At 74.3% G+C, this 23,772-nt stretch carries 22 protein-coding genes; 11 read left to right on the forward strand and 11 right to left on the reverse strand.

All coding sequences use genetic code 11. The features are described from left to right. Window positions 1–65: 65 nt before the first annotated feature. Together AS188_RS00780 and ilvD are read right to left on the reverse strand one after the other, a co-directional pair. Window positions 66–1,544, reverse strand: a complete 1,479-nt coding sequence (locus tag AS188_RS00780; RefSeq protein ID WP_058857237.1) for an alanine/glycine:cation symporter family protein — start codon at window positions 1,542–1,544, stop codon at window positions 66–68. Window positions 1,545–1,756: 212 nt separating this feature from the next. Continuing rightward, window positions 1,757–3,592, reverse strand: coding sequence for a dihydroxy-acid dehydratase (gene ilvD / locus AS188_RS00785; protein WP_058857238.1), 1,836 nt, complete (start codon window positions 3,590–3,592; stop codon window positions 1,757–1,759). A gap of 173 nt (window positions 3,593–3,765) precedes the next feature. On the opposite strand from ilvD, the gene AS188_RS00790 reads away from it, so the two are divergent. Then, a complete protein-coding gene (locus AS188_RS00790) occupies window positions 3,766–5,289 on the forward strand; it encodes a gluconokinase (protein WP_058857239.1) in 1,524 nt (507 codons plus the stop codon). A 132-nt stretch (window positions 5,290–5,421) separates the two neighbouring features. Beyond that, window positions 5,422–5,715 carry a hypothetical protein gene (locus AS188_RS00795; protein ID WP_058857240.1) on the forward strand — a complete coding sequence of 98 codons (294 nt, stop codon included), beginning with the start codon at window positions 5,422–5,424 and terminating at the stop codon, window positions 5,713–5,715. A gap of 136 nt (window positions 5,716–5,851) precedes the next feature. Here AS188_RS00795 and AS188_RS00800 read toward each other — a convergent pair whose 3' ends face one another. Genes AS188_RS00800 through AS188_RS00810 form a run of 3 tightly spaced genes read right to left on the reverse strand, consistent with a single transcriptional unit; the run spans window position 5,852 to window position 8,468 of the window. Beyond that, a complete protein-coding gene (locus AS188_RS00800; RefSeq protein ID WP_058857241.1) occupies window positions 5,852–7,042 on the reverse strand; it encodes an acetyl-CoA C-acetyltransferase in 1,191 nt (396 codons plus the stop codon). Next, the gene (locus AS188_RS00805) at window positions 7,039–7,737 is read right to left on the reverse strand and encodes a CoA transferase subunit B (RefSeq protein WP_058857242.1); all 699 of its coding nucleotides are present in this window, start codon (window positions 7,735–7,737) and stop codon (window positions 7,039–7,041) included. Before AS188_RS00805 ends, AS188_RS00800 begins: the two co-directional genes overlap by 4 nt. Next, window positions 7,734–8,468, reverse strand: coding sequence for a CoA transferase subunit A (locus AS188_RS00810; protein WP_058857243.1), 735 nt, complete (start codon window positions 8,466–8,468; stop codon window positions 7,734–7,736). The genes AS188_RS00805 and AS188_RS00810 overlap by 4 nt, the downstream gene beginning before the upstream one ends. A gap of 145 nt (window positions 8,469–8,613) precedes the next feature. On the opposite strand from AS188_RS00810, the gene AS188_RS00815 reads away from it, so the two are divergent. Beyond that, on the forward strand, window positions 8,614–9,414 hold the full coding sequence (locus AS188_RS00815; protein WP_058857244.1) for an IclR family transcriptional regulator: 801 nt from the start codon (window positions 8,614–8,616) through the stop codon (window positions 9,412–9,414). Window positions 9,415–9,424: 10 nt separating this feature from the next. Here the strand turns inward: AS188_RS00815 and AS188_RS00820 are convergent, their stop codons facing one another. Further along, window positions 9,425–10,180, reverse strand: coding sequence for a 3-hydroxybutyrate dehydrogenase (locus AS188_RS00820; protein ID WP_058857245.1), 756 nt, complete (start codon window positions 10,178–10,180; stop codon window positions 9,425–9,427). Window positions 10,181–10,468: 288 nt separating this feature from the next. On the opposite strand from AS188_RS00820, the gene AS188_RS00825 reads away from it, so the two are divergent. Further along, on the forward strand, window positions 10,469–11,677 hold the full coding sequence (locus AS188_RS00825; protein ID WP_058857246.1) for a cobalamin-independent methionine synthase II family protein: 1,209 nt from the start codon (window positions 10,469–10,471) through the stop codon (window positions 11,675–11,677). 283 nt (window positions 11,678–11,960) lie between these two features. Beyond that, entirely contained in the window at window positions 11,961–13,367 is a 1,407-nt protein-coding gene (locus AS188_RS00830; protein WP_058857247.1) for an MFS transporter, read from the forward strand. 109 nt (window positions 13,368–13,476) lie between these two features. Here the strand turns inward: AS188_RS00830 and AS188_RS00835 are convergent, their stop codons facing one another. Continuing rightward, window positions 13,477–13,959: an Lrp/AsnC family transcriptional regulator gene (locus tag AS188_RS00835; RefSeq protein ID WP_058857248.1), complete on the reverse strand. Its 483-nt coding sequence runs from the start codon at window positions 13,957–13,959 to the stop codon at window positions 13,477–13,479. Between the two features lie 238 nt (window positions 13,960–14,197). Between AS188_RS00835 and hisC the strand changes: the two genes are divergently transcribed. The 5 genes from hisC (at window position 14,198) to AS188_RS00860 (ending at window position 18,845) form a co-directional block, all read left to right on the forward strand. After that, window positions 14,198–15,259 (forward strand): histidinol-phosphate transaminase, encoded by a 1,062-nt coding sequence (gene hisC, locus AS188_RS00840; protein WP_058859634.1) that lies wholly within the window; start codon window positions 14,198–14,200, stop codon window positions 15,257–15,259. A gap of 29 nt (window positions 15,260–15,288) precedes the next feature. Next, a complete protein-coding gene (locus AS188_RS00845) occupies window positions 15,289–16,992 on the forward strand; it encodes a thiamine pyrophosphate-binding protein (RefSeq protein ID WP_058857249.1) in 1,704 nt (567 codons plus the stop codon). Between the two features lie 100 nt (window positions 16,993–17,092). Then, window positions 17,093–17,920 carry a GAF and ANTAR domain-containing protein gene (locus tag AS188_RS00850; protein ID WP_083529113.1) on the forward strand — a complete coding sequence of 276 codons (828 nt, stop codon included), beginning with the start codon at window positions 17,093–17,095 and terminating at the stop codon, window positions 17,918–17,920. 177 nt (window positions 17,921–18,097) lie between these two features. After that, complete coding sequence (locus tag AS188_RS00855; protein WP_058857250.1) at window positions 18,098–18,352, forward strand: hypothetical protein; 255 nt, start codon at window positions 18,098–18,100, stop codon at window positions 18,350–18,352. Between the two features lie 208 nt (window positions 18,353–18,560). Beyond that, complete coding sequence (locus AS188_RS00860; protein ID WP_058857251.1) at window positions 18,561–18,845, forward strand: hypothetical protein; 285 nt, start codon at window positions 18,561–18,563, stop codon at window positions 18,843–18,845. Window positions 18,846–18,956: 111 nt separating this feature from the next. Here AS188_RS00860 and AS188_RS00865 read toward each other — a convergent pair whose 3' ends face one another. Then, on the reverse strand, window positions 18,957–19,217 hold the full coding sequence (locus AS188_RS00865) for a hypothetical protein (RefSeq protein ID WP_147050563.1): 261 nt from the start codon (window positions 19,215–19,217) through the stop codon (window positions 18,957–18,959). A 65-nt stretch (window positions 19,218–19,282) separates the two neighbouring features. Between AS188_RS00865 and AS188_RS00870 the strand changes: the two genes are divergently transcribed. Then, window positions 19,283–19,870 (forward strand): CGNR zinc finger domain-containing protein, encoded by a 588-nt coding sequence (locus AS188_RS00870; protein ID WP_236945019.1) that lies wholly within the window; start codon window positions 19,283–19,285, stop codon window positions 19,868–19,870. A 9-nt stretch (window positions 19,871–19,879) separates the two neighbouring features. Here AS188_RS00870 and AS188_RS00875 read toward each other — a convergent pair whose 3' ends face one another. Genes AS188_RS00875 through AS188_RS00885 form a run of 3 tightly spaced genes read right to left on the reverse strand, consistent with a single transcriptional unit; the run spans window position 19,880 to window position 23,698 of the window. Continuing rightward, complete coding sequence (locus AS188_RS00875) at window positions 19,880–20,290, reverse strand: DUF1622 domain-containing protein (RefSeq protein ID WP_058857254.1); 411 nt, start codon at window positions 20,288–20,290, stop codon at window positions 19,880–19,882. A 58-nt stretch (window positions 20,291–20,348) separates the two neighbouring features. Continuing rightward, entirely contained in the window at window positions 20,349–21,767 is a 1,419-nt protein-coding gene (locus AS188_RS00880; RefSeq protein ID WP_058857255.1) for an MFS transporter, read from the reverse strand. A gap of 35 nt (window positions 21,768–21,802) precedes the next feature. Further along, window positions 21,803–23,698: an FAD-dependent monooxygenase gene (locus tag AS188_RS00885; protein WP_058857256.1), complete on the reverse strand. Its 1,896-nt coding sequence runs from the start codon at window positions 23,696–23,698 to the stop codon at window positions 21,803–21,805. Window positions 23,699–23,772: the final 74 nt, after the last annotated feature.

Below are 23,772 nucleotides of genomic sequence, written 5' to 3' on the forward strand. Positions count from 1 at the left end.
CGGCGCCCGCTCCGCCCCTTCGGAAGGGGCGGAGCGGGCGCCGTCGTCGTTGCCGGCGTGCCCCGTCAGCGGGTGCGGGCGGCCCGGCGGTCCTCCCAGTAGGCGCGGGTGGTCACCTCGTCGGTGCCGTCCCAGGCGCCCAGGCCGCTGAGGCCCGGGACGTCGCCGCTGTGGAAGACCGGCTCGAGGCCCTGCCGCCGCTGGGCCTCGTAGTTCTTCAGCACCCGGGTCGCCACGCCGGCGAGCAGGACGAGGGCGATCAGGTTGATGGTGGCCATGAACGCCATGAACAGGTCCGCGAGCGACCACACGAGGTCCAGGGCGAGCACGGCCCCGCCGAAGACGAACACGAGCACGACCACCCGGTAGGCGGTCATCGCCGCGGTGGAGCCGGTGAGGAAGCGGATGTTCGCCTCGCCGTAGTAGTAGTTGCCGATCACCGAGGTGAACGCGAAGAGGAAGATCGCGACCGTCAGGAAGTGCACCGCCCAGTCGCCCAGCTGCAGGGCCAGCGCCGACTGGGTGAGGGAGGCCCCCTCGCGGCCGCCGAACTCGGGGTCGGAGAGCAGCACGATGAACGCGGTGACGGAGCAGATCAGCCAGGTGTCGAAGTAGACGCCCAGCGCCTGCACGAAGCCCTGCTTGGCGGGGTGGGAGATGGAGGCGGTGGCCCCGGCGTTGGGGGCCGAGCCCATGCCCGCCTCGTTGGAGAACAGCCCGCGCTTCATGCCCTGGATGAGCACGCCGATCACACCGCCGGTGACGAACTCGCGGATCCCGAAGGCGCCCTCGACGATCTGGGTCAGCACGGCCGGGACCTCGCCGATGTTCAGCGCCACGACGAGCAGCCCCAGCAGCAGGTAGAGCACCGCCATGATCGGCACGACGACCTCGGAGACGGCGGAGATCCGGCGGATGCCGCCGAAGATGATCGCGGCGGTCAGCCCCACGAGCACCGCGCCGACCAGGATGCGCAGCCACAGGGCGTCCGCGGCGGCGACGTCCGTGCCGAGGGACCCGCCGAGGGCGTCGACGATCGAGTTCGACTGCACGGAGTTGAACACGAAGCCGTAGGTGATCGTGATGATCACGGCGAACAGCAGGCCCATCCAGCGGGCGCCGATGCCGCGCTCCATGTAGTAGGCCGGCCCGCCCACGTACCCGGTGGGGGCCTTGATCTTGTAGAGCTGGCCCAGCAGGGACTCCACGAACGCGGAGGCCGCGCCGATGCCGGCGATCACCCACATCCAGAACACGGCCCCGGGCCCGCCGAGGCTGATGGCGATCGCGACGCCGGCGATGTTGCCGGTGCCCACCCGGGAGGCGGCGGAGACGGTGAAGGCGCGGAAGGCGGAGATGCCCTTCTTGCCGTCCTCGGCCGGGCCGGGCTTGTCGTTGAGCACCTTGAACATCTCGGGGACCAGGCGCAGCTGCACCACGCCGGTGCGGACGGTGAGGTAGAGGCCCACCCCGATGAGGACGGCGAAGACCACGTTCCACACCCAGCCGCCCAGGGTGCCCACGATCTCGGTGACGAGTTCCATTCCAGCTCCGAACTGTGAGGGACGCGCGGCCGCGGGACGGGTGTGCGCGGCGGCGGCGCGTGAACGACGGGAGCGCCCTGTCGGGCGCGCTACGGGCACACTCTAGTGGAGGTGATCCGCGTCTCCACCCCTCCGGGGGCGTCCCGCCGACGACGACGGCGCCGCCCACCCCGTCCGGTGGGCGGCGCCGTCGGGCGTCCGGTGCGGGCGGGTCAGTCGACCACGCGCACCGCGCCCCGGTCCGCGGAGGTGACCATCGAGGCGTAGGCGCGCAGCGCCTGGGAGACCTGGCGCTCGCGCGGCTTCGTCGGCGCCCACGGGGCGGCGCCCTTGGCCTGACGGCGGGCGGCGAGGGTCGCGTCGTCGACGTTGACGCGCAGCACGCGGTTCGCGACGTCGATCTCGATCTCGTCGCCGGTCTCGACGAGCCCCACGGCGCCGCCGGCGGCTGCCTCCGGGGAGATGTGCCCGATCGAGAGCCCGGAGGTGCCCCCGGAGAAGCGGCCGTCGGTGATCAGCGCGCACTCCCGGCCCAGGCCGAGGCCCTTGAGGTAGGAGGTCGGGTAGAGCATCTCCTGCATGCCGGGCCCGCCCCTGGGTCCCTCGTACTGGATGACGACGACGTCGCCCGGCTGCACGTTCTTGGAGAGGATCTCGAACACGGCCTCGTCCTGGGACTCCACCACGAAGGCCCGGCCCACGAAGTGGAAGAGCTCCTCGTCGATGCCGGCGGTCTTGATCACGGCGCCGTCCTCGGCGATGTTGCCGTAGAGGATGGCCAGGCCGCCGTCGGCGGTGTAGGCGTGCGCCACGGAGCGGATGCACCCGTTCTCGGCGTCGAGGTCGAGGGACTCGAAGCGGTTGGCGGTGGAGAACGCCCGGGTGGTGCGCACCCCGCCGGGAGCGGCGAGGAAGAGCTCCTGCGCGCGCTCGGAGGCCCTGCCGCTGCGCACGTCCCACTCGTCGAGCCACGTGGCGAGGTCGGGGGCGTGGACGCTGTGCACGTTCTCGTCGAGCAGCCCGGCCCGGCGCAGCTCGCCGAGGATCGCGGGGATCCCGCCGGCGCGGTGGACGTGCTCGATGTGGTACTGCGTGGAGTTCGGGGCGACCTTGCACAGGCAGGGCACCCGGCGGGAGAGGGCGTCGATGTCCGGGAGGGTGAAGTCGACCCCGCCCTCCTGGGCGGCGGCGAGGATGTGCAGGATCGTGTTGGTGGACCCGCCCATGGCGATGTCCAGGGCCATGGCGTTGCCGAAGGCGGCCTTCGTGGCGATGCTGCGGGGCAGCACCGAGTCGTCGTCCTGGTCGTAGTAGCGCCGGCACAGGTCCACGATCCGGCGTCCGGCCTCGCAGAACAGCTCCTTGCGGGCGACCTGCGTGGCCAGGGTCGTGCCGTTGCCGGGCAGGGAGAGCCCGAGGGCCTCGGTGAGGCAGTTCATGGAGTTGGCGGTGAACATCCCGGAGCACGAGCCGCACGTCGGGCAGGCGTTGCGCTCGATCTGCCCGAGCTGCTCGTCGGTGATCGATTCGTCCGCGGCCAGGGAGATCGCGTCGACCAGGTCGAGCCGGTGCTCCACGACGCCCTCGACGGCCTCGCCGGACTCCATGGGCCCGCCCGAGACGAAGACCACCGGGATGTTCAGGCGCATGGCGGCCAGCAGCATGCCCGGGGTGATCTTGTCGCAGTTGGAGATGCACACGAGCGCGTCGGCGCGGTGGGCGTTGACCATGTACTCCACCGAGTCCGCGATGAGGTCGCGGGAGGGCAGGGAGTAGAGCATGCCGTCGTGGCCCATCGCGATGCCGTCGTCGACCGCGATGGTGTTGAACTCCTTGGTCACCCCGCCGGCCTCGCGCACGGCGGAGGCCACGAGGTCGCCCATGTCCTTGAGGTGCACGTGGCCCGGGACGAACTGCGTGTAGGAGTTGGCGATCGCGATGATCGGCTTCCCGAAGTCGTCGTCGCCCATGCCGGTGGCCCGCCACAGGGCGCGGGCGCCGGCCATGTTGCGGCCGTGGGTCGAGGTGCGGGAGCGCAGCTGGGGCATGGCGTGCTCGGTCTCTTTCGCTCGGGGTCCGGTGGGCGCGGCGCGCCCGGGGGTCCGTCCCGAAGAATACGCGGGTCCGTGCCGGCGCATGCGTCCGTGGACGTCCGTCTCAGCATGTGGTCGCCGCCACGGTCCCTAGACTGGGGCCCACGACGCGAGGAGGCCCGAAGAGCATGAGCACCCGACCCGCACCACCGCGGCCGCAGGACGGCACGTCCTTCAGCGTGGAGCTCGCCGACGCCCTGGACCCGCTGGTCCTGGCCCTCGACGTCGGCTCGACGGCCAGCCGCGGCGGGCTGCACGACGCGACCGGCACCCCCGTGCGCGGCTACCGGCACAAGATCGAGCACGCGTTCACCACCGCCGGGGACGGGACCTCCGTGCTCGACCCGGACCGGGTGGTCGAGGAGCTGGCCCGGATCACGGATCTCGTCGTGGCCGGGCCGGAGCTGCGCGGCCGGGTCGCCGGGGTCGCCCTGGACACCTTCGCGTCCTCGCTCGTGGGCACCGGGCCCGACGGCGCGGCGCTGACCCCCTGCTACACCTACGCGGACTCCCGGTGCGCGCCCCAGCTGGCGGCGCTGCGCGCGGAGCTCGACGAGGCGGAGGTCCAGCAGCGCACCGGCGCGCGGCTGCACACCTCCTACCTCGCCCCCCGCCTGCGCTGGCTGCGCGAGGAGAACCCGGGGACGTGGGGCCGGGTCGCGCGCTGGGTCTCGCTGGGCGAGTACGTCCACCTGCGGCTGCTGGGCGCCGCCCGGGCCGGGACCTCGACCGCCGCGTGGACCGGGCTGCTGGACCGGCGCACCGGCCGGTGGGACGAGGCCCTGCTGGCGGCGTGCGGGCTCGAGCCCTCCGCGCTCGGGGAGCTCGCCGACCCGCAGGACCCGCTCCTCAACGTCGACCCGGCCGTGGGGCGGCGCTGGCCCAATCTCGCCGCGGCGGCGTGGTTCCCGCCGGTCGCGGACGGGCTCGGCGCCAACCTGGGCTCGGGCGGCGCGGACGCGGCGACCACGGTCGTCTCCCTGGCCACCTCCGGCGCGGCCCGGGTGCTGCTGCACGAGATCCCCGAGGAGGTCCCGGCCGGGCTGTGGTGCTACCGCGTGGACGCGCGGCGGTGCCTGCTGGGCGGGGCGCTCAACGACGTCGGGCGGGCCCTGAGCTGGGTGCAGCGCACGCTCGCCCTGCCCGAGGGCACGGACCTCGACGGCATCGCCCGCGCCGAGCCCTCCCCCGGCACGCCCGCGGTGCTGCCCTTCCTCACCGGCGAGCGCTCGACCGGGTGGGCCGGCGGGGCCCGGGCGGTGCTGGCCGGCGTCACCGCGGACCACGACGGCCCCGCCCTGGCCCGGGGCGTGCTGGAGGGCATCGGGGTCTCCTACGGACGGGTCGCCGACGAGCTCGCCCGGGCCGCCCCGGGCGCGGAGCGCGTGGTGGCCTCGGGGCGGGTCGCGCAGGAGGTGCCGGGGCTGCTGCAGGTCCTCGCCGACGTGCTGGGAGCGCCCGTGGCCCGTGCCGACTTCAAGCGGGCCACGCTGCGCGGGACCGCCCTGCTGGCCCTGGAGACCCTCGCCGCGGGGGTGGTCCCGGCGGAGCCTCCCTACGGGCCCGAGCACCGGCCCGTGCCCGCGCGCGCGGAGCACTACCGCGGGGTCCGCGACCGGTTCGAGGAGCTCTACGCGGCGCTGGTGCGCTGACGCGCCACGGGAGGACACGAACGTGTGCTCCGGGAAACCCCCTTGTGGCCCCGCGTGCGCCCTTCCTAGCCTGGTCTGCGGGCAGGATCCCCGGTGACCCGCCCCTCCCCGCCGCGACGGAAGGACCCACGGATGGACGACGACGCCCTCGCCCGGGAGCAGGCCCGGCGCCTGCGCGAGGCCCTGGAACGGGCCGTGATCGGCTCCCACCGGCTGTGGCTGCGCTACCTCGGCCTCGGCGGCCGGGAGGGCGAGCTCGAGGTCGAGGCCTACCTGCACGAGTGCCTGGTCCTGCCCGCCCGCCAGCGCGACCTGCTGGCCTGGGCCGCGAACACGCTGCTGGACCCGCGGGTCCACCCGCGGGTCCCCTCGACCCGGGACCTCGTTCCCCCGGAGTCCGGGGGCCGGGGACCGGCGGAGGGCTGAGCCGGCCCGGGGTCCGGCAGCTGCAGGGCCCGCCCTCTGGGCGCGAGTGACCCCGTTCGCGTCCGGTGACCACGGCAAGGCGTGGTCACCGGACGCGAACGGGGTCACTCGGCGGTGGGGGCGGCGCAGCGGCCGGTCAGTCGCGGTGGAGCAGCAGCGCCTCGCCCTGGCCGCCGCCGCCGCACAGGGACACCGCGGCCCTCCCGGTGCCGCGGCGGGCGAGCTCGAACGCCGCGTGCAGGGCCAGCCGGGCCCCGGACGCGCCGATCGGGTGGCCCACCGCCACGGCGCCGCCGTGGACGTTGGCCCGCTCCAGCGGGTAGTCGAGGTCCCGCAGGGACTGGATGAGCACGGACGCGAAGGCCTCGTTGATCTCGATGAAGTCGAGGTCCTGCACCGACCAGCCCGCCTTCGCCACGGCGGCCTCGATCGCCCGCGAGGGCTGGGAGTGCAGCGAGGTGTCGGGCCCGGCCACCTGGCCGGGGGCGCCGACGACGGCGAGCCACTCGAGGCCGTGGCGCTGCGCGTACTCCCGGGTGCTCAGCACGAGCGCGGCGGCCCCGTCGGACAGCGGCGAGGAGTTGCCGGCGGTGATGGTGCCGTCCTGGGCGAACGCCGGGCGCAGCCGCGCCATGGACTCCGCGGTGGCCTCCGGGCGCACGCCCTGGTCGGTGTCGACCACGAGCGGGTCGCCCTTGCGCTGCGGGACGGTGACGGGGGCGATCTCCTCGCGGAAGACCCCCTCCTCGGCGGCGCGGGCCGCGCGCCGGTGGCTCTGCGCGGCGACCTCGTCCTGCTCCGCGCGGGAGATGGCGCGCTCGCCGTTGCCGGACTCCGTCAGCGAGCCCATGGACACGCACGCGGCGACGTCCACGAGCCCGTCCTTGGCCACGGCGTCCTCGAGCTTGAGGTCGCCGTAGCTCTTGCCCTGGCGCACGCCCAGCGCCAGGTGCGGGGCGCTGGTCATGGACTCCTGGCCGCCGGCGACGACGACCTCGGCCTCGCCCGCGCGGATCATGCGGGCGGCGTGGGTGACGGCCACGAGCCCGGAGAGGCAGACCTTGTTGACGGTCTCGGCCGGCACGTCCAGCGGGATGCCGGCGGTCACGGCGGCCTGGCGGGCGGGGTTCTGCCCGGCGCCGGCCTGCAGGACGTGGCCCATGAGCACGTAGTCCACCTGCTCGGGGGCGACGCCGGCGCGCTCGAGGGCGTGGCGGACGGCGTGGGCGCCGAGCTCGGCGGCGGTGAAGGAGGCCAGCTGCCCCAGGATCTTGCCCTGGGGGGTGCGGGCGCCGGACAGGACGACGACGTCGGTGGGGCTGCTCATCGGTTCTCCTCGGGTGCTGCGGGGCCGGTCCCGGCCGGGACGGTGGCGGGGGTGATGTCCTGCAGGTCGGTGCGGAAGGCGGCCTCGGTGCGCTCGCGCACCTGCTCCGCGGTCACCCCGGGGGCGAGGCCGCGGAGCACGAGCCCGTCCTCCTCGACGTCGAAGACGCACAGGTCGGTGATGACGCGGTCGACGACGCGCACCCCGGTCAGGGGCAGGTCGCACTCCGTGCGGATCTTGGGCGAGCCGTCCTTGGCGGTGTGCTCGGTGAGCACGACGACGCGCGGGGTGCCGGCGACGAGGTCCATCGCCCCGCCCATGCCCTTGACCATCCTCCCGGGGATCATCCAGTTGGCGAGGTCGCCGGTGCCGGAGACCTGCATGGCCCCGAGGACGGCGATCTTGACGTGGCCGCCGCGGATCATCCCGAAGGACGTGGCGGAGTCGAAGATCGAGGCCCCGGGCTGGAGGGTGATGGTCTGCTTGCCGGCGTTGATCAGGTCCGGGTCCTCCTCGCCCTCGTACGGGAACGGGCCCATGCCCAGCACCCCGTTCTCGGACTGCAGCACCACGCCCACGCCCTCGGGCAGGTTGTTGGCCACGAGGGTGGGGATGCCGATGCCGAGGTTGACGTAGTCGCCGTCCTCGAGCTCGGCGGCGGCGATGGCCGCCATCTCGTCGCGGGTCCAGCTCATGCCCGGTCTCCGTTCTGCTCGGTGCCGGCGGCCGGGCGCGGCCGCACGGTGCGCTGCTCGATCTCCTTCGGGGCGCCGCTGTACTGCACGACGTGCTGGACGTAGACGCCCGGGGTCACCACGTGGTCCGGGTGGAGCTCGCCCACCGGCACGAGGTGCTCGACCTCGGCCACGGTGACCTTCCCGGCCGTGGCCACGACCGGGTTGAAGTTGCGGGCGGTGTAGCGGTAGACGAGGTTGCCGTCGGTGTCCCCGGACCAGGCGTGGACGAGGGCGAGGTCCGCGACGATCCCGCGCTCCTGGACGTAGGTGACGCCGTCGAACTCGGCGTGCGGCTTGCCCTCGGCCACGAGCGTGCCCACGCCGGTGCGCGTGTAGAAGGCGGGGATGCCCGCGCCGCCGGCGCGCAGCCGCTCGGCGAGGGTGCCCTGCGGGTTGAACTCGACCTCGAGCTCCCCGTCGAGGTACTGCTGCGCGAACAGCTTGTTCTCCCCCACGTAGGAGGCCAGGACCTTGCGCACCTGGCGGCCCTCGAGCAGGACCCCGAGGCCCTTGCCGTCGACGCCCATGTTGTTCGAGACCACGGTGAGGTCCCGGGCCCCGGAGGCGCGGACGGCGTCGATGAGGTCGCGCGGGATGCCGCTGAGCCCGAACCCGCCGACGGCGAGCGTCATGCCGTCCCCGAGGTGCTCGGCGAGCAGCTCGGCGGCGTTGCTCCTGACCTTGGACACGGTGTGCCCCTTCCTGTCCGGTGACCTGTGATCCACGACTCAATCTAGGGAGGGCTCACATACCGGTCAACAGGATCGGCGTGCTCCCGGGCGAACCGCTCACCATCCGGCCAACCGGGCCCGGAATGTCCATATAGTGGAGTCCATGACGGAGGCGGTGGAGGCCCCCGGGCGGCGGGGCGCGGGGACGGGCGGGACGCAGGTGGTGCACCGGGCCGCCCAGCTGCTGCGGGCGATCGCGGGCCGGGAGGAGGGGGCCACGGTCGCCGGGCTGGCCGCGGCCACGGGCCTGACCCGGCCCACCGTGCACCGGCTGCTGACCGGCCTGGCCGCCGAGGGCCTCGTGGAGCGCTCGGCGGCGAGCGGGGCGTGGCAGCTGGGCCCGGAGCTGTACGTGCTCGGGGCCGTGGCGGCCCACCGCTACCCGATCCGCGAGCTCGCCGCCCCCTCCCTGCGCCGGCTGGCCGAGGCCACCGGGGAGAGCGCGTTCCTCTCCGCGCGCCGCGGCCTCGAGACCGTGTGCCTGGCCCGGGTCGAGGGCGCCTTCCCGATCCGCTCGCACGTGCTCTACGAGGGCCTGCGGCTGCCGCTGGGCGTGGCCTCGGCGGGGCTGGCGATCCTGGCGCACCTGCCGGAGGCCGAGGTCGAGCGGGTCCTGGACGCGACCGCCGGGGCCCGGGCGCAGTGGGGTCCGCTGCACGTGCCGGAGCGGATCCGGCCGCTGCTGGTCGAGGTCCGCCGGCGGGGCGTCGCGGTGAACCCGGGCATGATCGTCGAGGGCAGCTGGGGCATGGGCGCGGCGGTCTTCGACGCCACGGGCGCCCCCGCCTACGCCCTGAGCCTGACCGGGATCGAGCCGCGCTTCGCCGGGGAGCGCCGGGAACTGCTGGGGCGGGCGCTGCTCGCGGAGGCGCACCGGCTCTCGCGCGAGCTGGGCCACCGCTGAGCGGCCGGGCTCAGCGCGCCGTCCAGCCGCCGTCCATCGTGTAGGAGGCCCCCGTGACCATGGCGGCGTGGGGACCGGCGAGCCACGCGACGAGGCTGCCGACGTCCTCGGGCTCGACGAGCTTCTTGACCGGGGTCTCCCCCAGCATGATCCGGCCGACGACCTCCTCCTCGGGGATCCCGTGCACCGCCGCCTGGTCGGCGACCTGCTTCTCGACGAGCGGGGTGCGCACGTAGCCGGGGTTGACGCAGTTGCTGGTGACCCCGTGCGGGGCCCCCTCGAGGGCGACGGTCTTCGACAGCCCCTCGAGCCCGTGCTTGGCGGAGACGTAGGCGCTCTTGTAGGCCGAGGCGCGCAGGCCGTGCACCGAGGAGATGTTGACGATCCGGCCCCAGCCGCGCTCGTACATGTGCGGCAGCGCGGCCCGCACGAGCAGGAACGGGGCCTCGAGCATGAGCACGAGGATGCGGTGGAAGTCCGCGGGGTCGAACTCGTGGACCGGGGCGACCTTCTGGATCCCGGCGTTGTTGACGAGCACGTCCACCTCGAGGTGCAGCCCGGCCAGCGCCGCGGTGTCGAGCAGGTCCACCGCCCAGGCCCGGCCCCCGAGCTCGCCGGCCGTGCGCTGCGCGCCCTCCTCGTCGACGTCGGCCACCACCACCTCGGCGCCCGCGGCGGCCAGGGCGCGGGCCGCGGCCAGGCCGATGCCGCTGGCCCCGCCGGTGACGAGCGCGGTGCGCCCCTCGAGGTTCTGCTGCTGGGTCATGGGTCTCCTCCTCGTGCGGCGCGCCCCCGGGCGGGCGCGGACCATCGCCACGGTATGTGATCGGGCGCACGACGGCGAGCACCCCGCCGCGCGTCACACGGCGTCACGCCCGTCATGCGGGTGCGGAATGGCGCGGGCCCCCGCCCGTGCGGTGGGATGGGACGGCCCCCTCCGCGGCGGCCGGGGAGCCTGGCCCGGCGACGCCGCGGCACCCGCGCCGCCGCGGCCCCGCGCCCGGGGCCGCGGCGCCGAGCACACCAGGACCGACATGGAAAGGACGGCATCCCCATGCTGCGAAGCACCGAGCGCATCCTCACGTCCCACGCCGGGTCGCTGCCACGCTCCCCCGAACTGCTCGAGGCCAACGAGGCCCGGCGGTCGGGCACCTCCTCCCCCGGGGCCCACGGGCGGCTGCTGCAGGACGCGGTGGTCGACGTCGTGCGCCGGCAGCGCGAGGCGGGGGTGGACGTGGTCAACGACGGCGAGTACGGCCACGCGATGGCCTCGCCCGTGGACTACGGGGCCTGGTGGCACTACATCTTCGACCGGATCTCGGGGCTGACCCCGGGCGAGGTGGGGCTGTGGGAGCAGGAGCCGCGCCGTTCCGCACCGGGCCGCGTGGTGCTCACGAGCTTCGGCGACCGCCGCGACCGGCAGCGCTTCGCCGAGGCCTACACGGATCCCGACTCGGGGATCACCACGGGCAAGCAGAAGCCGTTCCCGACGATCACGGGCAAGCTGGAGTACGTGGGCCAGGAGGCCGTGGCCGCGGACATCCGCAACCTCAAGGCCGCCCTGGACGCGACCGGGGCGCAGGAGGGCTACCTGGCGGCGCTGTCCCCCGGGTCCTGCGCGCGCCTGCAGAACGAGCACTACGCCGACGAGGACGAGGTGCTCACCGCGTGCGCCGAGGCCCTGCGGGAGGAGTACCGGGCGATCACGGACGCCGGGCTGATCGTGCAGATCGACGACCCCTCGATCGCCGAGAACTGGGACCAGATCAACCCGGAGCCCACGGTCGAGGACTACCTCGCGTTCACCCGCAAGCGCGTGGAGGCCCTGAACTACGCCCTCGCGGGCATCCCGGCCGAGCAGGTGCGCTTCCACCTGTGCTGGGGCTCCTGGCACGGGCCCCACACCACGGACCTGGAGTTCCGCCACCTCGTGGACCTGATGCTGGAGATCGACGCCGGCGCCTACAGCTTCGAGGGCGCCAACGTCCGCCACGAGCACGAGTGGCGGGTGTGGGAGGACCGCGCGCTGCCCGAGGGCAAGCTCATCGTCCCGGGCATCGTCTCGCACGCCACCAACGTGGTGGAGCACCCCGAGCTGGTGGCCGACCGGATCGAGCGCTTCGCCCGGGCCGTGGGCCGGGAGAACGTCATCGCCTCCACCGACTGCGGGCTCGGCGGGCGCATCCACCCCCAGATCGCCTGGGCCAAGCTCGAGACCCTCGCCCGCGGCGCCGAGCTCGCCACCCGGCGGCTCTGGGGCTGAGCACTCCGGACCGCACGGGCAGCCCCCGGGGCCCCGGTTCCTCCGCGCAGGAGCCGGGGCCCCGGCGCGTCCGGGGCGCATCCGGCGCGTGTCCGGAGTGCCGCCGGAGTGCCGCCGGGGACGTCGGCGACCCCGGATCCCGACATCCTCCGGACGGCTCGAGGGGCAGGGTGACACGGATCACGCGGATCCGTATCATGGCACTCAATTACCGAACGTTCGGTCGACACGGACGTCCGGCCGCCGAGAACGGCTCCCGTTCCCGATCCACTGGAGACCACACATGGCCCACACCGCTTCCGCCCCGGCCGGGCGGCACGAGATGTCCCACGAGGAGCGCAAGGTCCTCGCCGGCACCCTCGTCGGCACCACCATCGAGTGGTACGACTTCTTCATCTACGCGCAGGCCGCCGCCTTCGTGCTCGCCCCGCTGTTCTTCGAGCCCCTGGCCCAGGAGAACGCCGGCCTCGCCCAGGTCGTGGCGTGGGCCTCGCTGGGCATCAGCTTCCTGTTCCGCCCGCTCGGGGCGGTCGTGGCCGGCCACCTGGGCGACAAGCACGGCCGCAAGCTCGTGCTCGTGCTCACCCTGGTCGGCATGGGCGCGGCCACGATGCTCATCGGCCTGCTGCCCACCTACGCCACGATCGGCGTGTGGGCCCCGATCCTCCTGATCCTGCTGCGCGTGATCCAGGGCTTCTCCGCCGGCGGCGAGTGGGGCGGCGCGGCCCTGATGTCCGTCGAGCACGCCCCCCGCCACAAGCGCGGGCTCTTCGGTGCGTACCCGCAGATCGGCGTGCCCCTGGGCATGCTCCTGGCCACCGGCTTCATGTTCGCGATCACCTCGATGGTGAGCCCCGAGGACTTCCAGGCCTGGGGCTGGCGCATCCCGTTCCTGTCCTCGGTGGTGCTCATCGTGGTCGGCTACCTGATCCGCAAGACCGTCGACGAGTCCCCGGTCTTCAAGGAGATGCAGCTGCGCAAGAAGGAGTCCTCGGCGCCGCTGGGCCAGCTGTTCAAGCACAACTCCAAGGAGGTCACCCTCGCGGCCCTGATCTTCGCCGCCAACAACGCCGCCGGCTACCTGGTCATCGCCTTCTTCGCCTCCTACGGCGCCAAGTCCCTGGGCATGGACCGCTCCGCGACCCTGATCGCCTCCCTGATCGGCGGCGTCGGCTGGCTGGTCTTCACGATGATCGGCGGGTGGATGTCGGACACCGTCGGGCGCGTGCGCACCTTCCAGATCGGCTACGGCATCATCATCCTGTGGGCGATCCCGATGTGGTTCCTGCTCGACACCGCCTCCCTGCCGCTGTTCGCCCTGGCCATCGTGATCCTCACCATCGGCCTCGGCCCGTCCTACGGCCCGCAGTCGGCGCTCTACGCCGAGATGTTCCCGGCCCGCGTGCGCTACTCCGGGGTCTCGATCGGCTACGCGTTCGGCTCCATCATCGGCGGCGCCTTCGCGCCGATGATCGCCCAGCTGCTGCTCAACGAGACGGGCATGTCCTGGACCATCGGTGTGTACATCGCCGCCCTGGCCCTGGTGTCCTTCATCGCCGTGTCCATGGTCCCGAAGTCGCTGCAGGGCACCGACCTGCACGTCGAGGAGGTCCACGAGCAGTACGTGGCCGAGCACCCCGAGGCCCGGCAGGTCCTCGACGCCGCCCGGGCCGCCGAGCAGCGCGACTGAGCCCCACCGGCGCCGCCTCCGACGGACGCCCGCCGCCGCCCCTCCCCGGGGCCGCGGCGGGCGTCCGTCGTCGTCGGGCCCGGCGCGGACCGGACCGCCGCGCCCCGGCTCAGGACTCCCCGGCGGTGCGGCGCAGCAGCCCGGTGAGCCGCAGCGGCATCACCTCGAGCAGCGAGATCGCCGTGCTCGTGCGCAGCACCCCCGGGGTCTCGACCACGAGGTTCGTGATCCGGTGCAGGTCCTCGGTGTCGCGGGCCACCACGCGCGCCAGCAGGTCGGCGTCCCCGGTGGTCGCGTGGATCTCGATGATCTCCGGGATCGCCCGCAGCCCGGCCAGCGCCTCCTCCCCCGCGCCCTGGCGGATGGACAGCTCCACGAAGGCCGTCAGGTCGCAGCCCAGCGCCCGCGGGTCCAGCCGGCGGCTGGGCGAGCGCAGCACCCCGCCCTCGGTCAGGCGGCGCAGCCGGGCGTGGACGGTGTTGCGGGCGACCCCGAGCGTGCGGGCCAGGGCGAGCACGCTGGCCGCCGGGTCCTGGTCGAGGGCGAGGAGGATCCGGGCGTCGAGAGCGTCGAGGCGGTGCATGCTGCGCATTCTGTCAGCAAGGAGGTCTTCCGGTGAGCACCTGTCGCAGTCGGGACCCCGTGTGTTGCACAGCTCACGGCCGCCCCGGGAGCATGGCGGGAGAACCCGGCAGCACCGGGGCGCACCGGCCGACCGGGCGCCCCGGACTCGAGGAAGGCCTCCCGTGACCACCAGTTCCACCGCCCGCCCCGCCGGCGCGACCTCCGCCCCGGCCGCCACCGTCCCCGTCCCCTCCGCGGAGCCGCCGCTGCGCCCGGTCGTGGCGCAGCTGCCCGGCTACGTGGCCGGGCGCCGGGCCTCCGGCGCGCTCACCGCCGCGCTGGCCTCCAACGAGAGCCACTACGACCCCCTGCCCTCGGTGCTCGAGGAGGTCCGGGAGGCGGCCGGGCGGATGAACCGCTACCCGGACATGGGGGCGGTGCAGCTGCGCGAGCGGATCGCGGCGTTCCTGGGCGTGCGCCCGGAGGAGGTCGCCGTGGGCCCGGGCAGCGTGGGCGTGCTCCAGCAGATCCTCGGGGCGACCTGCGGGCCCGGCGACGAGGTCGTCTTCGCGTGGCGCTCCTTCGAGGCCTACCCCATCCTGGTGAGCCTCACCGGGGCCACCGCCGTGCCCGTGCCCCTGGCCGCGGACGAGGGCCACGACCTGGAGGCCATGGCCGCGGCGGTCACCGACCGCACCCGGGCGGTGCTCGTGTGCTCCCCCAACAACCCCACGGGCACGTCCGTGCCGCAGGCGGCGCTGGAGCGCTTCCTGGCCGCCGTCCCGCCGCACGTGCTCGTCGTCGTCGACGAGGCCTACGTCGAGTTCGTCGACGAGGAGCGCCCGCTCGACGCCCTGGCGCTGTTCCGCGCCCACCCCAACGTCTGCGTGCTGCGCACGTTCTCGAAGGCCTACGGGCTGGCCGGCCTGCGGGTGGGCTACGCGGTGGCCCACGAGGGGCTCGCCGAGGGCCTGCGCAAGGTCGCGCTGCCCTTCGGCGTGAGCACCGTGGCCCAGCGGGCGGCGATCCGCTCCCTCGACGCCGCCGGCGAGCTGCGCGAGCGCGCCGCCGCCGTGGCCGCCGAGCGCCGCCGGGTCGTCGACGCCCTGCGCGCGGCCGGGTGGGAGCTCCCGGAGAGCCAGGCCAACTTCGTGTGGCTGCGCGCCGGCGACGCCCTGCGCGAGGCCCTCACCGGGGCCTTCGACCGGGCCGGCGTGCTCGTGCGCGCCTACCCCGGCGACGGCGTGCGGATCACCCTCGCCGACCCCGCCACGAACGACCGCGTGCTGGCCGTGCTGGCCGACCGCGCGGCGTTCCCCGCCCGCTGACCGCCCCGCCGACCCGAGAGGCCGACCCCGTGACCACCTCCGCCCCGGAGACCTCCGCCGCCCCGTCCCCCGCCGCGGGGGCCCCGACCGTCTCGACCGCCGTGGCGGACGTGCTCGCCGAGCGCACCGGGCACCTGTTCGGGCTGATGGGCAACGGCAACGCCCACCTGATCAGCACCCTCACCCGCCGGGGCTTCCCGTTCACCTCCGCCCGGCACGAGGCCGCGACCGTCGCGATGGCCGACGCCTGGCACCGGGCCACCGGCCGCACCGGGGCGGCGACGACGACGTACGGCGCCGGCTTCACCAACGCCTACACCGCCCTGGCCGAGGCACGGCTGGCCCGGATCCCGCTGGTGCTCGTCGTCGGCGACGCCCCGAGCACGGGACGCCGCGCCTTCGACGTCGACCAGACGGCCGCGGCCGCCGCCGTGGGGGTGACCACCCTGGTCGCGCGCCCGGACAACGCCGTGGCGATCGCCCACCGGGCCTTCGACCTCGCCGAGCGCACGGTGCAGCCGGTCGTGCTGGCGATCCCCTACGACCACGGCACGGCCCCGCTCACCGACCCGGTCGCCCTGGACCCGCTGCCGGCCAAGCCCGTCTGGCACGCCACGACCGAGGAGCTGGACCGGGTGGCCGAGATCCTGCGCGCGGCGCGGCGGCCGCTGCTGCTCGCGGGCCGGGGCGTGGTGCTGGCCGGCGCCGTGACCCCCCTGAAGGAGCTCGGGGACCGGATCGGCGGCCTGTTCATGACCTCCGTGATGGCCGCCGGGGCCTTCGCCAGCCCGTGGGACCTCGGCATCGCCGGCGGCTTCACCCGCGACCACCGCCTGGCCCTGGCGCGGCAGGCCGACGTCGTGCTCGTGGCCGGGGCGTCGCTGAACGCCTTCCAGTCCCGCTACGGCACCCTCTTCGCGGAGGGCACCCGGGTGCTGCGGATCGACAACGAGCCCGCGGAGGAGCTGACCCACCCGCAGGTCACCGACTACGTCCGCGCCGACCTCGCCCCGTTCCTCGAGGCCCTCACGGGTCGGGTCCCCGCCGCGGAGCAGTCGCGCACCTGGCGGGCCGCCGTGCCGGAGGTCGCCACGGAGGCGTTCCGCTCGGCCGAGCCCGTCGAGGACCCGGCGGAGTTCGGCCCGGACGGCCGGCTCAACCCGCGCGCGGTCGTCGCCGCGCTCGAGCGGATCCTGCCGCGGGAGCGCTCCGTGGTGATGGACGGCGGGCACTTCATCGGCTGGGCGCCGATGTACCTGTCCGTGCCCGACCCGCAGGCCATGGTGCTCGTGGGCACGGCCTTCCAGTCCATCGGGCTGGGCTTCGGCTCCGCGGCCGGGGTCTCGGCGGCCCGCCCGGACCGCACCACGGTCTTCTTCTCCGGCGACGGCGGCGGGCTGATGGGCCTGGCCGACCTCGAGACGTTCCTGCGCACCACCCGCCGCGGCGTGGTCGTGGTGCTCAACGACTCCGCCTACGGCGCGGAGCTGCACCAGTACGCCGCCAAGGGCCTGCACGAGCAGGCGATGCTCATCGACGAGGTGGACTTCGCCGCGCTGGGCCGGGCGATGGGCGCCGACGGCGCGAAGATCACGGACCTCGCCGGGCTGGCGCGGCTCGAGCAGTGGCTGGCCGGCCACGAGGAGGGGGTGTTCGTGCTCGACGTCGCCATCTCGCAGAAGGTCGTGGCCGAGTTCATGAGCGCCTCGATGTCCGCCGGGCGGCGGCTCTGAGCCGCCGCCCGGCGGACCCGGGACGGTGACGGGCGCCGGGACCGGTCGGTAGGATGCGGGCAGCGCCGCCCGGCGCCGTCGTCGAAGGATGCCCGCACCCATGACCGGTTCCCGCCCCGCCCCCGCCGCCGCGACCGGGAACTCCCCCGCCGTCCCGCTGCACGAGGCCCTGGCGGGCAGCGAGGACCTCCGGGAGTTCCTCGAGGAGTTCGCGCGCATCATGGCCGCCCGTCTCTCCGCGGACGGGGCGGAGGTCTGGTGCGCGATCACGCTGCTGCGCGACGGGACGGTCGGCACGGTCGCCGCCAGCACCGCGCACGCCGAGGCCCTCGACGAGCTCCAGTACGACCACGACGACGGGCCGTGCCTGACCGCGGCCCGCGAGCAGGAGCTCGTGCACGTCCCGGACCTCGCGGCCGACGGGCGGTGGGGCGACTACGGCGCCGCCGCCCTCGCCCGCGGCGTCCACGGCGCGGCCGCGGCCCCCTTCGACCTGCCGGAGCCCGACCGCGCGGCCCTGAACGTCTACGCCGGGGCCCCGCACGCCCTCGACGACGACGCGCTCGCCGCCGTGGTCCGGGAGGTGTCCTCCGCCTCGACGGCCCTGCGCCTGGCCCTGCGGCTCGCCCGGCACCGGGAGACGGAGGCGGACCTGCGCACCGCCCTGTCCTCGCGCACCACGATCGACCTCGCCGTGGGCATCCTCATGGGCCAGCAGCGCTGCTCCCAGGACGAGGCCTTCGAGCTGCTCGCCGCCGCCGCGGGCGCCCGCGGCGCCAAGCTGCGCGAGATCGCCGCCGAGCTGGTGCGGACCACCGGCGGCGCGCAGGCGCGCACCCACTTCAACGACGCCCGGGCCTCGTCCCGGCCGCGTCCGGGGACCGGGGAGAGCCCTCCCGGGACCGGCGGGGGCGACCGGATGGCGTAGGCTGGTCGCGGTCGAGTAGGGGCCCAGCACTTCCTCCTGCCCAGCGAAAGACCGTCTCCCCATGGCCCTGCCGCCCCCTGTGCACCGCCGCCCCGTGCCGGCCGCGCCGCCCTCCGTTCCCGACCCGCCGACGGCCCCTGCGGCCGGCGCCGTCGCGCGCCCCCCGGAGGGCTCCCGGTGACCGGGACCGCCGGAGCGAGCCCGCTCGCCGTCCCGGAGCGGCCGGCCGGGGCCGACCCGACCGTGCTCGTGCCCGACGACCCGTTCCCCGACGACCTCATGGAGCTGCCCCTCGTGGCGCTGCAGGTGCTGCACAGCCGGCTCTGCCGCCAGCTCGAGCGCGAGCACCGGGACCCGGGCGGCCCGCACCCGCTGACCCTCGACCGGCTCCGGGACGTCGGCGTGGAGCTGGACAGCCGCCTGATCGCCTGAGCGTCCCCGTGCCCACGCCTGCGCCGCCCGGGCGCGGAGGGAGCCGGTGCGGCACCGGACGGTCCCGCACCGCTCGGTCCCGGACCGTCTCGGGTGGGCTCGGTCCGGGGTGGGCCCTGTCCGGCGAAGAGGGGGCATTGCTTTCGCACCTGAAGGCGGATCATGGGAACAGGACGCCCGTCCGCTCCACGACCCAGGGGGACCCGCCATGACCGCCACCGCCCACCCCAGACCCGCCGCCGGCCCCGCCGCGGGCGCCGAGGACGCCGTGCGCGCCGAGGTGGTCAACGCCCTCGCGCTGCAGGGTGTGCAGGTCTCGGCCGTGACCACGCTCTTCGACGGGCGGGAGTGGGGCGTGACCGTCACCGGTCACAGCCCCGGCCTGGCCGAGGGGGACGTGCGGGTCGCCGTGTGGAACACCGTGCTCAACTGCACCGCGCTCTACGGGGTGCGCCGCCCGGTCGAGAGCGTGCGCGTGCGCTTCGAGGGCTGAGCGGACCGCACCGCCGGCCCCGGACGGGGCCCGTGCCCCGGCCCCGTGCGCGCGGCCCGCGTCAGGCAGCCGCGCCGCCGGGCTCCCTGCGCGCGCCCCGCGGGGACCGCGTCAGGCCGCCGCGCCGCCGGGCTCCCCGTGCAGGCCCCGCAGGCTCCGCCCCGGGCCGTCCTGCGGCCCGGGCAGGGGCCGGGCGTGGTCGCCGAGGACCGTCCAGCCGCGCCGGACGTTGCCCCACGCGTCGCGCAGGGTCCACGCGCGCAGGGGCAGTCGTTCGCGCGCGGGCACGGTGAACCGCCCGAGGGCGGCGAGGACCGCCAGGAGGACGAGGACGTAGAGGGCGCCGACCACGAGGAGCTCCTTGCCGCGCAACCGCACTGTAATGGTCTAATGGATGGACGGTTCTGACATTAGAGACGAGACCTGTAAGGGGTCAAGTGCATTTTGCTTATGACGTGGAGGACATGCTCGAGTTCGTCCTCGCCCTTCTGAACACCGCGCCGGACGCCTCGTCCTCGGGGGAGGACGAGCTGACGACCGTGCAGGAGCTGCGGGACCTGCTGGCCGAGCACCGGTTCTCCGGACGCTCCGACGGGACGGCCAAGGAGCTCGCCGAGATCCGGGCGCTGCGCCAGGAGCTGCGGCAGCTGTGGGTCCTGGACCGCGAGCCGATGGTCGAGGCCGTCAACGCGCTGCTCGCCAGCGAGGACCTCGCGCCGCGGCTGGCCCGCCACGACGGTCTCGACTGGCACCTGCACGCCGCGGCCCCGGACGCTCCCCTGGCCGTGCGGCTGCACCTGGAGACGGCCGTGGCCCTCGTGGAGGTCATCCGGTCCGGGGAGACGGACCGGCTGCGCGTGTGCGAGGCCGGGGACTGCGACGGCGTCCTGCTCGACCTCTCCCGCAACCGCTCCAAGCGCTTCTGCGGGGCGCGCTGCGCCAACCGGACCAACGTGGCCGCCTACCGCCGGCGCCGGGGCTCCGCCGAGGAGCCCGGGCGCGGCGGCGGGTCCGCGAGCGCCTGAAGCCCGGTCTCAGCGCTCCGGGCGGTCGGCGCCGCCGGGGACGGCCGAGTCGTCCCGCCCGCCGGTCGTTCCCGCCGGCTCCTTCTGCCAGGGCCAGCGGCCGCTGATCTCGAGCTCGAGGGACCAGCTGAGGAAGGTGCGGATGAGCACGATCAGCGCCAGCACCCCCACCGACTCGAAGGTGGGGGTGATGGCGACCGTGCGGATGATGTCGGCGGCCACGAGCAGCTCCAGCCCGAGCAGGATCGAGCGCCCGAGCCGCCGGCGGTAGCGGGTGTAGACGGCGCGCCCGCCGGGGCGGGGCCGGACCAGCTCGGCCAGGGCCAGCAGCGTCGCCACCAGCGCGCCCACGACGATCGCCGCGACGCCCGCGGCGTCGACCGTCCTGCCGACGAGCTCCATCGTCGCGGAGAACTCCACCGTGCACCTCCTCCCCCGGCGCCGGGCCGGCCGGGCCAGGAGGCCAGGATGGCACGGCTCACCGCGGGGTGGGGACCTCCGGTCCCACGGCGCCGTCCGGCGTGCGGGACGGGGCCGGCACGGGGCGCTTGTCGAAGACCGTGCTCCCGACCTCCTGCTCGGCCTGGTTGCTGATGGACAGGTCGATCCCGGAGCGGTTGCGGGTCAGACTGACCGCGACCAGGGCCACCGCGCACATCCCGATCAGGTACACGGCGATGGCGGGCGTGCCGCCGGTGGCGTCGAGCAGCGCCTGGGCGATCATCGGCGCGAAGGCGCCGCCGAGGATCGCCCCGATCGCATAGGAGATCGACACCCCGGAGAACCGGATGGACGCCGGGAACAGCTCCGAGTACAGGGACGCCTGCGGGCCGTAGGTCAGGCCCGTGCCGATGCAGATCAGGCCCAGCCCGAGATAGAGGTTGGCGAGGGAGCCCGAGTCGATGAGCAGGAACAGCGGCCAGACGGTGAGGATCAGCCAGACGTAGCCGATCTGGTAGGTGAGCCTGCGCCCGATGCGGTCGGAGAGGATCCCGGCCCCCAGCGTGGCGAACAGCCACACGGTGGCGGCGAACGTCATGGCCACCAGCACGTCGGTCCGGGAGAGCCCGACGGCGTCCGACGTGGCGTAGGCGGGGATGAAGCCGCCGGTGGACATGTAGCCCACGGCGTTGTTGCCCACGAAGATCAGGGCCGCGATGACCACGAGGTGCCAGTAGTTGCGGAACAGCTCCACGATCGGGACGCTCGCCTGCTCCTTCTTCTCGGCGATCTCCTGGAAGACGGGGGACTCGTCCACGGCGATGCGCACGAAGCAGCCGACGGCGATGAGGACGATCGAGGCGATGAACGGGACCCGCCAGCCCCACTCGAGGAACTGCTCCCCGGGGGAGACCACCCCGGTCATCAGGGCGGTGACGGCGGTGGCCAGCAGCAGGCCCAGGGGCACGCCCAGCTGGGGCATGGACCCGGCCAGTCCGCGGCGCCCGGCCGGCGCGTGCTCCACGGCCATCAGGGCCGCCCCGCCCCACTCGCCGCCGGCGGAGACGCCCTGCAGGATGCGCAGGAGGATCAGCAGCACCGGGGCGATCACGCCGGCGGACGCGTAGGTGGGCAGCAGGCCGATCAGGGTGGTGGCCCCGCCCATCAGGACGAGGGTGACCACCAGGATGGCCCGCCGGCCCACCTTGTCGCCGTAGTGCCCCGCGAGGAAGGCCCCCAGCGGGCGGAACAGGAAGGAGATCCCGACCGAGGCGAAGGCCAGCAGCAGGCCGATGGACTCCCCGGCGGGCTCGAAGAACAGCCGGGAGAACACCAGGCCGGCCATGGTGGCGTAGATGAAGAAGTCGTACCACTCGACGGTGGTGCCGACGAGGGTGGCGGCGGCCACCCGGCGCTGGTTGGCCCGGTCGGAGTGTCGGGTTGCGGTCACGGTCACCTCTGGGTCGTTGCTGCCGGGGAGCGGGGGCGGGATCAGGCGGTGTAGATCCGCTCCAGGAACTGGGCGAGCTCGGCGGTCGCGCCCAGGGGCAGCACGTGGGCCACGTACTGGTCGGGCCGCACGAGCACCACGACGCCGTCGCGGCTCAGGCCGCGGGCCTCGAAGATGTCGTCGGCCGGGTCCACGGCCCACACCTTGTTGAGGTTCGAGAGCTGGAACGGGCCGACCTTCGGGCGGAAGATCGACGGCGTCCGCATCAGCTCGACCTCCTCGTGCGGCTGCTGGTAGACGACGTGGACGTCGAACAGGGCGTCGAGGTCCTTGCCCTCAGGGGTGAACCGGTGCACCGGGGACTCGGGCGAGTCCATCCACTCGGCCCACGCCCGCAGCGCCGAGTCCGGCGCGGAGGACGCGGCGGCGTCGGCGAAGGCGTAGACCCGCCAGCGGCCGTCGGCGGTGTGCTGGTGGCCCAGGTGCTTGGGGTTGGTGTCGCACACGCGCTTGACCGGGTGGGCCTTGAAGCGCTTGCCGAGGGGGAAGCCGGCGGCGAGGTCCTGGTGCACGGCCTCGCCCCGGAGCAGGCTCACCGGGTACTCGGTCATGAAGCCGGCCGGGAACTCGGCGGTCTTCACGTAGAAGTCCTCCAGCGCGGTCGCGCTCTCGAGCTCCTCCGGCTTGGCCGCCATCATGGAGGACCACTCGCGGTCGAAGTCGATGAGGTCCTGGGCGATCTGCTGGCGCTCGGCCGTGTAGGTGGCCAGCAGCTTCGCCGGGGCGATCCCGCTGAGCACCTGGCCGAGCTTCCAGCCGAGGTTGAAGGCGTCCTGGATGGAGACGTTCATGCCCTGGCCCGCCTTGGCGGAGTGGGTGTGGCAGGCGTCGCCGGCGATGAACACGCGCGGGTCGCGCTGTCCGGCCTCCTCGACGGGGACGTCGTCGAAGCGGTCGGTCACCCGGTGGCCGACCTCGTAGACGCTCCACCAGGCCACGTCCTTCACGTCGACGCTGTAGGGCGTAACGATCGCGTTGGCCTGGCGCACGATCTCCTCCAGCGGGGTCTTCCGGACGGCGCGGGCGTCGTCCGGGCCCACCTCGCCGAGGTCCACGTACATGCGGAACAGGAAGCCGCCCTCGCGCGGGATGAGCAGGATCGAGCCGTGCCGGGACTGGATGGCGCACTTGGTGCGGATGTCCGGGAAGTCGGTCTCGGCCAGCACGTCCATCACGCCCCAGGCGTGGTAGGACACGGCGCCGACGTGCTGGGCGCCGATGTCCCGGCGGACCCCGGAGCGGGCGCCGTCGGCGCCCAGCACGTACTTGGCGCGCACCACGCGCTCCTCACCGGGGTTCGTCCCGGACTCGGGGCTCTCCCCGGTGCGCCTGAGGGTCACGGTCACGGGGTGCTCCCCCTCGCCGACCTCGAGCTCGACGAACTCCCAGCCCCAGTACGGCTCGGTCCGGGACGGGGCGTTCCTCGCGTAGCGGGCGAAGTAGTCCAGCACGCGCGCCTGGTTCACGATCAGGTGCGGGAACTCGCTGACGCCGGCCGGGTCGTCGACGGTGCGGGCGGTGCGCACGATGTGGTCGGGGTTCTGCGGGTCCGGCTTCCAGAAGTTCATCTCGGTGAGGTCGTAGGCCTCGGCGGTGATCTCCTCGGCGAAGCCGAACGCCTGGAAGGTCTCGACGCTGCGCGCCTGGATGCCGTCGGCCTGGCCGATCTCGAGGCGGTGCGGGCGGCGGTCGATCAGGCACGTCATGACGGCGGGGAAGGCGGCCAGCTGGGCGGTGGCGGTCATGCCGGCGGGGCCGGAGCCGACCACGAGCACGTCCATGACCTCCGGCAGCTCGGGGGACCGGTCGATGCCGACCCCCGCGGCGGGCTGGACCCGGGGGTCCGTGGACACGTAGCCGTGGTGGTGGAACAGCATGGGGCCTCCTGGGGCGACGGTGCGGAAGAAACGAGCCAAATGTTCTATACTCGAACACGTCGTTCTTTTATCGA

Origin of the sequence: Kocuria flava, assembly GCF_001482365.1 — a bacterium.
In the GTDB taxonomy this organism is placed as follows: Bacteria; Actinomycetota; Actinomycetes; order Actinomycetales; family Micrococcaceae; genus Kocuria; species Kocuria flava.